The sequence below is a fragment of the Pseudomonas sp. GM30 genome (genome assembly GCF_000282275.2).
GTDB lineage: Bacteria > Pseudomonadota > Gammaproteobacteria > Pseudomonadales > Pseudomonadaceae > Aquipseudomonas.
The window spans coordinates 1-13,505 of record NZ_AKJP02000019.1 but is presented as its reverse complement, the minus strand read 5'-3'; the positions used below and the strand labels follow the sequence as shown (position 1 = coordinate 13,505).

Below are 13,505 nucleotides of genomic sequence, written 5' to 3'. Positions count from 1 at the left end.
TCATCGCTATAGAAGCTAGCGCGTGATTAGAAGTTCAGCTGTTTTTTTAGTTATTTCACACTTTTTTTACAAGCTGAATTTTTCGACGTCGCCGGCAACTTGGCCCAGCAGGGGCAGGGTCTTGCGGAAGAACGCGGGATCGCTACTGGTCCAGAATCTGACCGGGCGGTTCGCCCCCTCGGCGAGCAGATCACGTTCGGCCAGCAACCGTTGCAGTTGCCGCGCTACCGCCGCGCCGGTGTCGATCAGGCTGATGCTGTCGGGAATCATCGTCTTGAGCAGCGGCTTGAGAAACGGATAGTGAGTGCAGCCGAGAATGATCGTGTCGCAACCGTTGGCCAGCAGCGGCTCGACGTAATGCTGAAGCAGGTTGCGCAACTCGACGCTGTGCAGATCACCGCTTTCAATCAGCTCCACCAGACCGGGGCATGGCTGGGTGATGACGCGAACGTCAGCGGCGAAGCGGTCGAGCAACGCGGCGAACTTGGCACTCTGCAAGGTGCCGGTGGTGGCGAGTACGCCGACCACGCCGCTGCGGGTCGCGGCAGCAGCCGGTTTGACCGCCGGTTCCATGCCGACAATCGGCCACTCGGGGAAATCCCGACGCAGATCGGCAACAGCGGCCACCGTCGCCGTGTTGCAGGCGATCACCAGCGCCTTGGCGCCCTGCTCGCGGAAAAATCCGGCCATCACGTTGCAGCGCTGGCGGATGAACTCCGGGGTTTTCTCGCCGTAGGGAATGTGCCCGCAATCGGCGAAATACAGCAGCGATTCATGAGGCAGTAAACGCTGGATTTCCGCCAGTACCGACAAGCCGCCGACACCGGAATCGAACACCGCGATCGGCGCCTCACGCATGCTGCGAACCACAGACGCTGCAACCCGGATCGCGCTTGACCCGCAGTTCACGAAAGCGCGAACCCAAGGCATCGATCAACAGCAAACGACCTACCAAGGGTTCGCCAAAACCCACCAGCACCTTCAACGCTTCAAGCGCCTGCAAGCTGCCGACCAGCCCCACCAGCGGCCCGACCACACCGGCCTCGCTGCAGGTCAGTTCGGCTTCGCTGCCATGCCCGTACAGGCAGTGGTAGCACGGACTTTCCTCGCGCCGTGGATCGAACACCGACAACTGCCCTTCCAGACGAATCGCCGCGCCGCTGACCAATGGCTTGTGCGCGGCCACACACGCGGCGTTGACCGCCTCGCGGGTGGAGAAGTTGTCGGAGCAGTCGAGCACCAGATCCACCGCGGACACGGCGGCGGCCAGGGAATCCTCGTCCAGCGCCTGACGATGAGGCACCAGTTGAATCTCGGGATTGATCGCGCCCAGACGCTTGAGCGCCGAGTCGACCTTGCTCATGCCAACGCTGTCGGTGTCATGAATGATCTGGCGCTGCAGGTTGGTCAGGTCAACCGTATCGAAATCCGCCAGATGCAACTCACCGACACCGGCCGCCGCCAGATACAGCGCGACCGGGGCACCGAGACCGCCAAGGCCGACGATCAGCACGCGGCTGTCTTTCAGCTTCAGTTGCCCATCGATATCGATGTGTTGCAGCAGAATCTGCCGGCTATAGCGCAGCAATTCCTGATCATTCAGCACGGCAGGCGCCCCAGGCTGATCCGTTGATGACCGCCCAGATCGGTGCGGCTGTGGACTTGTTCAAAACCGCGAGTGAGCAGCAGATCGCGTACGGCTTCGGCTTGATCATAGCCGTGTTCGAGCATCAGCCAGCCACCGGCTTCCAGATGATCCGGGGCCTGGGCGACGATCAGGCGCAGATCGTCGAGCCCGTCGATACCGGCCACCAGCGCACTGGTCGGCTCGAAGCGCACGTCGCCCTCGACCAGATGCGGGTCGGCGGCGGCGATATACGGCGGGTTGCTGATGATCAGATTGAAGCGCTGGCCTTCAAGGGCGCTGAACCAGTGGCTGCTCAGCACCGTGGCGTTGTTCAGGTTCAGACGCTGGCGATTGCGCTCGGCCAACGCTACGGCTTCCAGCACGCGATCCACCGCCGTGACCTTCCACGCCGGACGCTCGCTGGCCAGGGCCAACGCAATTGCGCCGCTGCCGGTGCCCAGATCGAGCACTTTGGCCGGCATTGCCGCCAACAGCTCCAGCGCGGCCTCGACCAGCAACTCGGTATCCGGGCGCGGGATCAGCGTGTGCGGCGCCACTTCCAGATCGAGCTTCCAGAACCCCTGCTGACCGAGAATATAGGCCACCGGCTCACCGCCACGACGCCGTTGCAGGTACTCGGTAAAAATCAGCACCGCTTCGCTGGGTACGATGCGCTCGGGCCAGGTGTGCAGGAAGCTGCGCGGTTTGCCCAGTGCCGCAGCCAGGAGCAATTCGGCATCCAGACGCGCGGTGGGCGAGTCCGGCAGTTCGGCGGCGCGCAACAGACTGGCAATGATGGTCATTTATTCACCTATCGCTGCAAGCTGGTCGGCCTGGTATTCGGCCAGCAAAGGCTCGATCACCGCTTCAACGCCACCGGCGAGGATTTCATCAAGGGAGTACAGGGTCAGGTTGACGCGATGGTCAGTGACCCGGCCCTGGGCAAAGTTGTACGTGCGAATGCGCTCGGAACGGTCGCCGGAACCGACCAGCAATTTACGCTCGCTGGCGATGGCATTCGCTGCCGCTGCGGTTTGCTGATCGTTGAGCTTGGCCGACAGCCAGGCCATCGCCCGGGCACGGTTCTTGTGCTGGGAACGTTCTTCCTGACACTCGACGACGGTGCCGGTCGGTATGTGCGTGATGCGGATCGCCGAGTCGGTGGTATTGACGTGCTGACCACCGGCCCCGGAGGAACGGTAAGTGTCGACACGCAGATCCGCCGGGTTGATCTCGATGGCTTCGCGCTCGTCCGGCTCGGGCAACACCGCCACGGTGCAGGCCGAGGTGTGGATACGGCCTTGGGATTCGGTGGCCGGTACGCGCTGTACGCGGTGCGCGCCGGACTCGAATTTCAGCTTGCCATAAACGTTGTCGCCTTCAATGCGCGCGATGACTTCTTTATAGCCACCGTGCTCGCCTTCGTTTTCCGAAAGGATCTCCACGCGCCAGCCACGTCGTTCGGCGTAACGCGAGTACATGCGGAACAGATCGCCGGAGAAGATCGCCGCCTCGTCGCCACCGGTACCGGCGCGAATTTCGAGAAAGACGTTACGCCCGTCATTGGGATCCTTGGGCAGCAACATGCGCTGCAAATCATCTTCCAGCCTGATCAGCAACTCCTTGGCTTCGCGGACTTCTTCCACGGCCATTTCACGCATGTCCGGGTCGCTGTCCTTGAGCAGCGCCTGGGCGCCTTCAAGATCACTTTGTACGCCGAGCAGCTTTTTATAGCCTTGTACCACCGGCTCGAGTTCGGCGTATTCCTTGGAATAAGCGCGGAATTTGGCCTGATCGGAAATGACTTCGCCGTCGCCGAGCAGCGCGGTCAGTTCCTCGAAACGGTCCTGGAGGGTGTCCAGCTTATTGAGCAGTGACGCTTTCATTGCGGTTTTTTATCCGAAAAACTATCCGGTGAGCCCTCGAGGGCAAAGAGTTCCTGGGCCATGGCCAGCGCATCGAGGCGGCCTTCGGCAGAAAGCTTTTTCAATTGCACGCTGGGCGCATGCAACAGTTTATTGGTCAGGCCACGGGCCAGCTGCCCGAGCACGTCTTCGGCGTTGCCGCCGTTGGCCAGCAAGCGCAGGGCTTTTTGCAACTCCTCGTCGCGCAGGCGTTCGCTCTGTTGCCGATAGGCCTTGAGCACATCGACCGCCGCCAGCTCACGCAGGCGCACCATGAAATCGTCGGCACCGACCGAGACCATCTCTTCCGCCGCCTGGGCTGCGCCCTGACGACTCTTGAGGTTCTCGGCGACCACTTCGTGCAGATCGTCGACGCTGTACAAGTAAACGTCGTCGAGCTCGCCGACTTCCGGCTCAATGTCACGCGGTACGGCGATGTCGACCATGAAGATCGGCTTGTGCTTGCGCTGCTTCAGCGCGCTTTCCACCGCGCCCTTGCCGAGGATCGGCAACTGGCTGGCGGTCGAACTGATCACGATGTCGCTGCGCACCAGTTCCGCCGGAATGTCCGACAGCAGCACCGCGTGCGCGCCGAACTGCTCAGCCAGCAGACTGGCACGTTCCAGCGTACGGTTGGCAACTACGATGCGCTTGACCCCCAGCTCATGCAAATGACGGGCGACCAGAGTGATGGTCTCGCCGGCACCGATCAGCAGGGCCTGGCTACGTTGCAGGTCGCTGAAAATCTGTTTGGCCAGACTGACCGCTGCAAACGCCACGGACACCGGGTTTTCGCCGATGGCGGTGTCGGTACGCACTTGTTTGGCGGCATTGAACGTCGCTTGAAACAGCCGCCCCAGCAGCGGACCGATGGTCCCGGCCTCACGCGCCACGGCGTAGGCCGATTTCATCTGGCCGAGAATCTGCGGTTCGCCCAGCACCAGCGAGTCGAGCCCGGAGGCGACGCGCATCATGTGACGAACTGCCGCATCATCTTCATGCACATAAGCACTCGCGCGCAGCTCATCGAGGCTTAAATGGTGATAATCGGCCAGCCAGCGCAGAACCAGATCAGCGGAAATCTGATCCTGTTCTATATAAAGCTCACTGCGATTGCAGGTGGAGAGGATCGCAGCTTCGCGGCTGTCGGTGAGTCGGCAGAGCTGCTGCAAGGCCTCAACCAGCTGCTCAGGGGTAAAGGCCACGCGCTCGCGGACGTCTACTGAAGCAGTCTTGTGGTTAATACCGAGTGCAAGGAAGGCCATTCAAGGTCGCTGATGGTGACGTGAAGCCGGCAATTGTCCTACTTCGTCAGATTCAGAACAACTACCGCTGACTATTGTCCCAATTGTCGGCCACTATAAAGGCCACATTCGAGACTCGGTTATGTTTGGCCGAAGGCTTGTGTCATGATGATCCGACCGCAGGTTAGTCGTCCTTCTCTTATATGAATAGATCTTCCGCGTTGCTCCTTGCTTTTGTCTTCCTCAGCGGCTGCCAGGCCATGGCACCCGTTTCGCCGGACGGTACCCCGCCGGTCGAAGACACCGCGTCCACGCCTGAAAAACCCAAGGTTTACAGCTCGTTCAGCGAGGAAACCGTTTTCAGCCTGCTGAGCGCCGAACTGGCCGGCCAGCGCAATCGTTTCGACATTGCCCTGGATAACTACGTGACCCAGGCGATCAACACCCAGGATCCGGGCGTTTCCGAGCGCGCGTTCCGCATCGCCGAATACCTCGGCGCCGACCAGCCTGCGCTGGACACCGCACTGATCTGGGCGAAAAACGCTCCGGACGACCTCGAAGCGCAACGCGCCGCCGCCGTGCAACTGGCCCGCGCCGGGCGTTACGACGACTCTATGGTGTATATGGAGAAAGTCCTGCAGGGCAAGGGCGATACCCATTTCGACTTCCTCGCGCTGTCGGCCGCCGACACTGATCAGGAAACCCGCAACGGCTTGATGAAAAGCTTCGACCGTCTGTTGCAGCGCCACCCGAAAAACAGCCAGCTGATTTTTGGCAAGGCCCTGCTCCTGCAACAGGACGGCGACAACAAAGCCGCATTGACCCTGCTCGAAGACCATCCGCCGGAAGACGGCGAGATCGCTCCGATCCTGCTGCGCGCCCGCCTGCTGCAAACCATGAATCGTGGCGACGAGGCCGTGCCGTTGCTGCAGAAAAGCATCAAGAAGTACCCGGACGACAAGCGCCTGCGCCTGACTTATGCGCGCACCCTGGTCGAACAGGACCGCATGGACGACGCCAAGGTCGAGTTTTCCACCCTGGTTCAGCAATACCCCGAAGACGACGAACTGCGTTACTCGCTGGCCTTGGTATGCCTGGAAGCGAAGGCCTGGGACGAGGCCAAGGGTTACCTGGAAGACCTGATCGCCCGCGAAAGCCACGTCGATTCGGCGCACCTGAACCTAGGCCGCATCGCTGAAGAGCGCAACGACCCGCAGGGCGCGCTGATCGAATACGCCCAGGTCGGCCCGGGCAATGACTATCTGCCGGCGCAACTGCGTCAGGCGGACATTCTGATGAACAACGGCAAGACCGCCGAAGCCCAGAGCAAACTGGCCGCCGAACGTGATGCCCAGCCGGATTACGCGATCCAGCTGTATCTGATCGAATCCGAAACCCTGTCGGCCAACAAACAGGACGACAAGGCCTGGAAAACCCTGGATAAAGCCTTGCAGCAATACCCGGACGATCTGAATCTGCTCTACACCCGGGCCATGCTCGCGGAAAAACGCAATGATCTGGCACAGATGGAAAAAGACCTGCGCCTGATCATCAAGCGCGACCCGGACAACGCCATGGCGCTCAATGCGCTGGGCTACACCCTGTCCGATCGCACCACCCGCTACGCTGAAGCCAAAGCGCTGATCGAACAGGCACACCAGATCAACCCGGAAGACCCGGCGGTACTCGACAGCCTCGGCTGGGTGAATTTCCGCATGGGCAATCTGGACGACGCCGAGAAATACCTGCGTCAGGCGCTCGAGCGTTTCCCTGACCACGAAGTCGCCGCGCACCTGGGCGAAGTGTTGTGGGTCAAGGGCAACCAGCGCGAAGCCAAACAGGTCTGGGGCAAGTACCTCAAAGATCAGCCCGACAGCACCATCCTGCGCAGCACCATCAAGCGCCTGACCGGATCCGAGACTCTTTAACTCATGTTTTTGCGCCACGTTATTGTTTTCAGCCTCATCGCCCTGCTCGCCGGTTGCGCGGGTTTCGGCGCTCGCGAATCGGTCGAGGGCCACGGCAGCCCGGCTCAGTGGGCCGCGAACAAACAACAGCTGACCGGCCTCGACGGCTGGCAGATCGACGGCAAGATCGGCATTCGCGCGCCGAAAGACTCCGGCAGCGGCACGCTGTTCTGGCTGCAACGCCAGGACTACTACGACATTCGCCTGTCCGGCCCGCTGGGTCGTGGCGCGGCACGTCTGACCGGGCGCCCGGGCAAGGTCTCGCTGGAAGTCGCCAATCAGGGTCGCTATGACTCCGAGTCGCCGGAAGCGCTGCTCGAAGAGCAACTCGGCTGGAAATTGCCGGTGTCGAATCTGGCCTGGTGGGTCCGTGGCCTGCCGGCACCCAGCAGCAAGAGCCGCCTGACCCTGGATAACGACAGTCGCTTGGCCAATCTGGAACAGGACGGCTGGAAGGTCGAGTACCTCAGCTACGCCGAGCAAAACGGTTACTGGCTGCCCGAGCGAATCAAGCTGCACGGCACCGATCTGGACGTGACGCTGGTGATCAAGACCTGGCAACCGCGTAAATTGGGGCAATAAAGCATGACCGCTCCACGTCTGACGCTGCCGTCGCCGGCCAAGCTCAACCTGATGCTGCACATTCTCGGTCGCCGTGCAGACGGCTATCACGAACTGCAGACGCTGTTTCAGTTTGTCGATTACGGCGACGAAATCACCTTCGCCGTGCGCGATGACGGTGTGATTCAGCTGCACACTGAATTCGCCGGCGTACCGCATGACAGCAACCTGATCGTGCGCGCGGCAAAAATGCTGCAGCAACAATCCGGCTGCTCGCTCGGTATCGATATCTGGATTGATAAAGTTCTGCCCATGGGCGGCGGCATCGGTGGCGGCAGCTCGAATGCCGCGACCACCCTGCTCGGCCTCAATCACTTGTGGCAATTGGGCTGGGATGAAGATCGCCTCGCGGCATTGGGCCTTTCGCTCGGCGCTGACGTACCGGTTTTCGTCCGTGGTCACGCGGCATTTGCCGAAGGCGTGGGCGAAAAACTGACCCCGGTCGACCCCGAAGAACCGTGGTATCTGGTGCTCGTGCCGCAAGTCTCTGTAAGTACGGCAGAAATTTTTTCCGATCCTTTGTTGACACGTAACACGCCGCCCATTAAAGTGCGCCCCGTTCCCGAGGGAAACAGTCGAAATGACTGCTTGCCGGTGGTTGCAAGGCGTTATCCAGAAGTACGTAACGCATTGGATTTGTTAGGTAAATTTACCGAAGCAAAACTCACCGGAACTGGAAGTTGTGTGTTTGGGGGCTTCCCAAGCAAAGCTGAAGCTGATAAAGTCTCGGCCCTTCTGACAGAGACCCTTACAGGGTTTGTAGCGAAAGGAAGCAACGTTTCGATGTTGCATCGCAAGCTGCAAAGTCTGCTCTAAAAGGAATCAAGTGCCAGGCACTTGAAGCAACAGATACAGGGGCGTCGCCAAGCGGTAAGGCAGCAGGTTTTGATCCTGCCATGCGTTGGTTCGAATCCAGCCGCCCCTGCCATTTTCTATACTCATCCAGGTTACCCTCAGCCTCTAGGTACTGCGCGTGTCCAAGATGATGGTCTTTACGGGGAACGCTAACCCCGATCTGGCTCGGCGTGTCGTACGTCAGCTGCATATCCCTCTCGGTGACATCTCTGTCGGCAAGTTCTCCGACGGCGAAATTACTGCCGAGATCAATGAAAACGTTCGCGGTAAAGACGTTTTCATTATTCAGCCGACTTGCGCTCCGACCAACGATAACCTGATGGAACTGGTAGTGATGGCTGATGCCTTCCGCCGCTCCTCGGCTACTCGTATTACTGCTGTTATTCCTTATTTTGGTTATGCCCGTCAGGATCGCCGTCCGCGTTCCGCACGTGTGGCTATCAGCGCGAAAGTCGTTGCTGACATGCTTACCGTAGTCGGCATCGACCGTGTTCTCACGGTTGATCTGCATGCTGACCAGATTCAGGGCTTCTTCGATATTCCGGTAGATAACATCTACGGCTCCCCGGTTCTGGTGGATGACATTGAAGATCAGCGCTTCGAAAACCTGATGATCGTGTCCCCGGACATTGGTGGCGTCGTGCGTGCACGGGCTGTTGCCAAATCCCTGGGCGTGGATCTCGGGATCATCGACAAACGCCGTGAGAAAGCCAATCACTCTGAAGTGATGCATATCATCGGTGATGTCGAAGGGCGCACCTGCATTCTGGTCGATGACATGGTCGATACCGCCGGCACTCTGTGCCACGCGGCCAAGGCCCTGAAAGAGCATGGCGCAGCCAAGGTCTTTGCCTACTGCACACACCCTGTGCTGTCGGGTCGGGCCATCGAGAATATCGAAAATTCCGTGCTGGACGAGCTGGTGGTGACTAACACCATCCCGCTGTCCGCAGCAGCACAAGCCTGTGCACGTATCCGTCAACTGGATATCGCACCGGTTGTTGCCGAAGCGGTTCGCCGCATCAGCAATGAAGAATCGATCAGCGCGATGTTCCGTTAAGGGCCCTGCCCTTCTCGAAATGTCTCGTTGACGAAAAGCGCCCCGCCCCGGCATACCTGTCGGGGCGGGGCTTTTTTGCCCATACCGTGTTTGGCGCTGGTCGCAAACGCCACCCGGTCATGGCTATTTTGGAGATACAAAATGAACGATTTTACTCTGAATGCTGAAGTGCGTTCCGACCTGGGGAAAGGTGCGAGCCGCCGCCTGCGTCGTCTCGCCGCTCTGGTTCCAGCTGTTGTTTACGGTGGCGACAAAGCCCCTGAATCCATCAGCATGCTGGCCAAAGAAGTTGCCAAACTGCTCGAAAACGAAGCGGCTTACAGCCACATCATCGAGCTGAACGTTGGTGGCAAGAAACAAAACGTCGTCATCAAAGCCCTGCAACGTCACCCGGCCAAAGGCCACGTGATGCACGCTGACTTCGTACGCGTTGTCGCTGGGCAGAAACTGACCGCTATCGTTCCTGTGCACTTCATCAACGAAGCTGCTCCAGTGAAGAAAGGCGGCGAAATCTCGCACGTTGTTGCCGAGATCGAAGTTTCCTGCCTGCCAAAAGACCTGCCTGAGTTCATCGAAGTCGACCTGGCTAACGCTGAAATCGGCACCATCGTTCACCTGTCGGACCTCAAAGCTCCTAAAGGTGTCGAGTTCGTTGCTCTGGCACACGGCGATGACAAGGCAGTAGCCAACGTCCACGCTCCACGTGTTGCTCCAGAAGCTACCGAAGAAGGCGCAGCAGAGTAATTTCACTCTGTTCGTCGGAGTGAGTGAAACATCGCGGACTGGAACGTAGCGAGAAAGCGGGCGAGAACGCGGAGTTTACATTCATGGTAAATGAGCAATTTTCGTCCACTTTCGCCGCCTTCACTGATCGCGGCGATGTTAACCACCACTCCAAGGAAGGGCCCCTATCGTGACTGCCATCAAACTGATCGTTGGCCTGGGAAATCCAGGCGCTGAATACGAACAGACCCGGCATAACGCAGGGGCCCTTTTTGTTGAGCGTATCGCCGCCGCGCAAGGTGTGAACCTTGTGGCCGATCGCAAATATTTCGGCCTGACCGGGCGCTACTCGCATCAGGGTCAGGATGTTCGTCTGCTGATTCCCACCACCTACATGAACCGCAGCGGCCAGGCCGTGGCGGCACTCGCCGGTTTCTTCCGCATCAAGCCTGAAGAAATCCTGGTGGCGCACGACGAACTCGACCTGCCTCCGGGCGTCGCCAAGCTCAAGCAGGGCGGCGGCCATGGCGGTCACAACGGGTTGCGCGACATCATCGCGCAACTGGGCAATCAGAATACTTTCTACCGCCTGCGGCTTGGCATCGGCCACCCGGGCGTCGCCAGTATGGTTTCAAATTTCGTCCTGGGTCGTGCGCCACGCGCCGAACAGGAAAAACTCGATGCCAGCATCGACTTTGCCCTCGGCGTGCTGCCGGATATCCTCGCCGGTGAATGGAACCGCGCGATGAAAAACCTGCACAGCCAGAAGGCCTGACTCTAATCCGAGGGGAAACACCATGGGATTCAATTGCGGCATCGTCGGCCTGCCTAACGTCGGCAAGTCCACCCTGTTCAACGCCCTGACCAAATCCGGTATCGCGGCCGAGAACTTCCCCTTCTGCACCATCGAGCCGAACAGCGGCATCGTGCCGATGCCGGATCCGCGCCTGGAAGCCCTGGCGGCCATCGTCAATCCGAAGCGCATCCTGCCGACCACCATGGAATTCGTCGACATCGCAGGCCTGGTGGCCGGCGCCTCGAAAGGTGAAGGTCTGGGCAACAAGTTCCTGGCCAACATCCGCGAAACCGACGCGATCGCTCACGTGGTGCGCTGCTTCGAAGACGACAACGTGATCCACGTTTCCAACAGCGTCGACCCCAAGCGCGACATCGAAATCATCGACCTGGAACTGATCTTCGCCGACCTCGACAGCTGCGAGAAGCAACTGCAGAAAGTCGCACGCAACGCCAAGGGCGGTGACAAGGACGCAGTCGTTCAGAAAGCTCTGCTGGAGCAACTGATCGCGCACTTCACCGAAGCCAAGCCTGCGCGCAGCCTGATGAAGAACATGAGCGCTGACGAAAAGTCGGTGATCAAGGGCTTCCACCTGCTGACCACCAAACCGGTCATGTACATCGCCAACGTCGCTGAAGACGGTTTCGAGAACAACCCGCACCTGGACGTGGTCAAGGCCATTGCCGAAGAAGAAGGCGCCATGGTCGTTCCGGTGTGCAACAAGATCGAAGCGGAAATCGCCGAGCTCGACGACGGCGAAGAGAAAGACATGTTCCTCGAGGCCCTGGGCCTGGAAGAGCCTGGCCTGAACCGCGTGATCCGCGCCGGTTACGAAATGCTCCACCTGCAGACCTACTTCACCGCCGGTGTCGAAGAAGTCCGCGCCTGGACCGTCAAAGTCGGTGCCACCGCACCACAAGCTGCTGGCGTGATCCACACCGACTTCGAAAAAGGCTTCATCCGCGCCGAAGTCATCGCCTACAACGACTTCATCCAGTACAAGGGCGAAGCCGGTACCAAGGAAGCCGGTAAATGGCGCCTGGAAGGCAAGGACTACATCGTCAAAGACGGCGACGTGATGCACTTCCGCTTCAACGTGTAAGCGACACGCCCAAGAAAAAGCCGCGTTTGATACGCGGCTTTTTTGTGCCTGAAATTTACTGCTGAACATATTTCCCCTGTGGGAGCGAGCCTGCTCGCGAAAAGGGAGTGTCAGTCACATCTCTGTGAATGCCATACCGCATTCGCGAGCAGGCTCGCTCCCACAGTTGGAAATAGTGCGGGGTCAGGCCTTTTTGGTGCGCGGCAAGAAGATCGCCAGCACGCCAAACAACGGCAAAAACGAGCACAGGAAATACACATACTCGATACCGTGCACATCCGCCAGATGCCCCAGCAACGCCGCACCAATCCCGCCGAAGCCAAACATCAAGCCGAAGAACACCCCGGCAATCATCCCGACGTTACCCGGCACCAGCTCTTGCGCATACACCACAATCGCCGAGAACGCCGAGGCGAGGATGAAGCCGATCACCACGCTGAGGACAGTGGTCCAGAACAGATCGACGTGCGGCATCAGCAAGGTAAACGGTGCCACGCCGAGAATCGAAAACCAGATCACCGCCTTACGCCCGATCTTGTCGCCAATCGGCCCGCCAAAGAACGTACCCGCCGCTACCGCACCGAGAAACAGGAACAGGTGCAGTTGCGAGCTGGCCACCGACAGGTCGAACTTCTCGATCAGGTAAAAGGTGAAATAGCTGGTGAGGCTGGCCATGTAGAAATACTTGGAGAACACCAGCAGGCCGAGCACTACCAGCGCACTGATCACCCTGCCCTTCGACAGTCCGTGAGTCGCCGCCTGACCAGCCTTGAGCTTGAACAGGTTGAGGTGATGAGCGTACCAGCGGCTGATGCGATACAGCACGAACAGCGCAAACACCGCGAACAGACCGAACCACGCCACGTTGCCCTGACCGAACGGAATAATGATCGCCGCTGCCAGTAACGGGCCGAACGCTGAACCGGCGTTACCGCCGACCTGAAAGGTCGATTGCGCCAGACCAAAGCGTCCACCCGAGGCCAGCCGGGCAATCCGTGAAGCCTCGGGGTGAAAGGTCGAGGAGCCGATACCGATCAGCGCCGCCGCCAGCAGAATCAATGGAAAACTGCCGACCATCGACATCATCACGATGCCAATCAGCGTGCAGATCGAACCCGCCGGCAACAGCCACGGTTTCGGATGGCGATCAGTGTGATAACCGACCCACGGCTGCAGCAGCGACGCAGTCAATTGGAAGGTCAGCGTGATCAGGCCGACCTGGGTGAAGCTCAAGCCATAGTTGGCCTTGAGCATCGGATAGATCGACGGCAGCACCGACTGAATTAGGTCGTTGATCAAATGCGCCAGCGCCACCGCGCCGATGATACGCATCACCAACGGGCTGCTTTGGGGGGAAGCGGACGCCGAGGCAGCGGCGGTCTGAGCGTTGCTGATAGCCATGAAAGTTTCCGTACAGCAGATGGGTGCACGCGGGCAGGTGCGTCAATGTGCCATTTTTCGGTGCGCCAGCGCCATCCCCTTAGCCAGCTAACTAACCAACCGAACGCCCTAGTCCTGTAGGAGCTGCCGAAGGCTCGGGCCGCGATCGGACGATCTTTTGATTTTGTTTTTAAAGGGCAAGATCAAAAGATCGCAGCCTGCGGCA

At 59.5% G+C, this 13,505-nt stretch carries 13 protein-coding genes and 1 tRNA gene; 8 read left to right on the top strand and 6 right to left on the bottom strand.

Annotation, left to right across the window (positions count from 1 at the left end):
• Positions 1–66: 66 nt before the first annotated feature.
• From murI to hemA, 5 genes are read right to left on the bottom strand one after another with little or no spacing between them, the layout of a single operon-like run.
• Positions 67–858 carry a glutamate racemase gene (gene murI, locus PMI25_RS13005; RefSeq protein WP_007967660.1) on the bottom strand — a complete coding sequence of 264 codons (792 nt, stop codon included), beginning with the start codon at positions 856–858 and terminating at the stop codon, positions 67–69.
• The gene (locus PMI25_RS13000) at positions 851–1,606 is read right to left on the bottom strand and encodes a molybdopterin-synthase adenylyltransferase MoeB (protein WP_007967658.1); all 756 of its coding nucleotides are present in this window, start codon (positions 1,604–1,606) and stop codon (positions 851–853) included. The genes murI and PMI25_RS13000 overlap by 8 nt, the downstream gene beginning before the upstream one ends.
• Complete coding sequence (gene prmC / locus PMI25_RS12995; protein WP_007967657.1) at positions 1,600–2,430, bottom strand: peptide chain release factor N(5)-glutamine methyltransferase; 831 nt, start codon at positions 2,428–2,430, stop codon at positions 1,600–1,602. Before prmC ends, PMI25_RS13000 begins: the two co-directional genes overlap by 7 nt.
• Positions 2,431–3,513, bottom strand: a complete 1,083-nt coding sequence (prfA, locus tag PMI25_RS12990; RefSeq protein WP_007967655.1) for a peptide chain release factor 1 — start codon at positions 3,511–3,513, stop codon at positions 2,431–2,433. It abuts the gene before it with no gap.
• Positions 3,510–4,796, bottom strand: coding sequence for a glutamyl-tRNA reductase (gene hemA, locus PMI25_RS12985; protein ID WP_007967653.1), 1,287 nt, complete (start codon positions 4,794–4,796; stop codon positions 3,510–3,512). Before hemA ends, prfA begins: the two co-directional genes overlap by 4 nt.
• 182 nt (positions 4,797–4,978) lie before the next feature.
• Between hemA and PMI25_RS12980 the strand changes: the two genes are divergently transcribed.
• From PMI25_RS12980 to ychF, 8 genes are all read left to right on the top strand, one after another.
• Positions 4,979–6,703, top strand: a complete 1,725-nt coding sequence (locus tag PMI25_RS12980) for a tetratricopeptide repeat protein (protein WP_045122052.1) — start codon at positions 4,979–4,981, stop codon at positions 6,701–6,703.
• Positions 6,704–6,706: 3 nt separating this feature from the next.
• Positions 6,707–7,324, top strand: coding sequence for a lipoprotein insertase outer membrane protein LolB (lolB, locus tag PMI25_RS12975; RefSeq protein WP_007967649.1), 618 nt, complete (start codon positions 6,707–6,709; stop codon positions 7,322–7,324).
• 3 nt (positions 7,325–7,327) lie between these two features.
• Positions 7,328–8,179 (top strand): 4-(cytidine 5'-diphospho)-2-C-methyl-D-erythritol kinase, encoded by an 852-nt coding sequence (ispE, locus tag PMI25_RS12970; RefSeq protein WP_007967648.1) that lies wholly within the window; start codon positions 7,328–7,330, stop codon positions 8,177–8,179.
• Positions 8,180–8,216: 37 nt separating this feature from the next.
• Positions 8,217–8,291, top strand: a tRNA-Gln gene (locus tag PMI25_RS12965).
• Between the two features lie 45 nt (positions 8,292–8,336).
• Complete coding sequence (locus PMI25_RS12960; RefSeq protein ID WP_003171603.1) at positions 8,337–9,278, top strand: ribose-phosphate pyrophosphokinase; 942 nt, start codon at positions 8,337–8,339, stop codon at positions 9,276–9,278.
• A 141-nt stretch (positions 9,279–9,419) separates the two neighbouring features.
• Positions 9,420–10,022: a 50S ribosomal protein L25/general stress protein Ctc gene (locus tag PMI25_RS12955; protein WP_007967646.1), complete on the top strand. Its 603-nt coding sequence runs from the start codon at positions 9,420–9,422 to the stop codon at positions 10,020–10,022.
• A 169-nt stretch (positions 10,023–10,191) separates the two neighbouring features.
• Positions 10,192–10,776 carry an aminoacyl-tRNA hydrolase gene (gene pth, locus PMI25_RS12950; RefSeq protein WP_003228164.1) on the top strand — a complete coding sequence of 195 codons (585 nt, stop codon included), beginning with the start codon at positions 10,192–10,194 and terminating at the stop codon, positions 10,774–10,776.
• A gap of 22 nt (positions 10,777–10,798) precedes the next feature.
• Complete coding sequence (gene ychF, locus PMI25_RS12945) at positions 10,799–11,899, top strand: redox-regulated ATPase YchF (RefSeq protein ID WP_007967645.1); 1,101 nt, start codon at positions 10,799–10,801, stop codon at positions 11,897–11,899.
• Between the two features lie 183 nt (positions 11,900–12,082).
• On the opposite strand, the gene PMI25_RS12940 is transcribed toward ychF, so the two are convergent.
• Positions 12,083–13,300, bottom strand: a complete 1,218-nt coding sequence (locus PMI25_RS12940) for an MFS transporter (RefSeq protein ID WP_007967644.1) — start codon at positions 13,298–13,300, stop codon at positions 12,083–12,085.
• Positions 13,301–13,505 lie beyond the last annotated feature (205 nt).

Bases quoted from the DNA above. Each gene is read 5' to 3' on its own strand.
- murI (WP_007967660.1), bottom strand. From the start codon at position 858: ATGCGTGAGGCGCCGATCGCGGTGTTCGATTCCGGTGTCGGCGGCTTG.
- prmC (WP_007967657.1), bottom strand. From the start codon at position 2,430: ATGACCATCATTGCCAGTCTGTTGCGCGCCGCCGAACTGCCGGACTCG.
- prfA (WP_007967655.1), bottom strand. From the start codon at position 3,513: ATGAAAGCGTCACTGCTCAATAAGCTGGACACCCTCCAGGACCGTTTC.
- hemA (WP_007967653.1), bottom strand. From the start codon at position 4,796: ATGGCCTTCCTTGCACTCGGTATTAACCACAAGACTGCTTCAGTAGAC.
- PMI25_RS12980 (WP_045122052.1), top strand. From the start codon at position 4,979: ATGAATAGATCTTCCGCGTTGCTCCTTGCTTTTGTCTTCCTCAGCGGC.
- lolB (WP_007967649.1), top strand. From the start codon at position 6,707: ATGTTTTTGCGCCACGTTATTGTTTTCAGCCTCATCGCCCTGCTCGCC.
- ispE (WP_007967648.1), top strand. From the start codon at position 7,328: ATGACCGCTCCACGTCTGACGCTGCCGTCGCCGGCCAAGCTCAACCTG.
- PMI25_RS12955 (WP_007967646.1), top strand. From the start codon at position 9,420: ATGAACGATTTTACTCTGAATGCTGAAGTGCGTTCCGACCTGGGGAAA.
- ychF (WP_007967645.1), top strand. From the start codon at position 10,799: ATGGGATTCAATTGCGGCATCGTCGGCCTGCCTAACGTCGGCAAGTCC.
- PMI25_RS12940 (WP_007967644.1), bottom strand. From the start codon at position 13,300: ATGGCTATCAGCAACGCTCAGACCGCCGCTGCCTCGGCGTCCGCTTCC.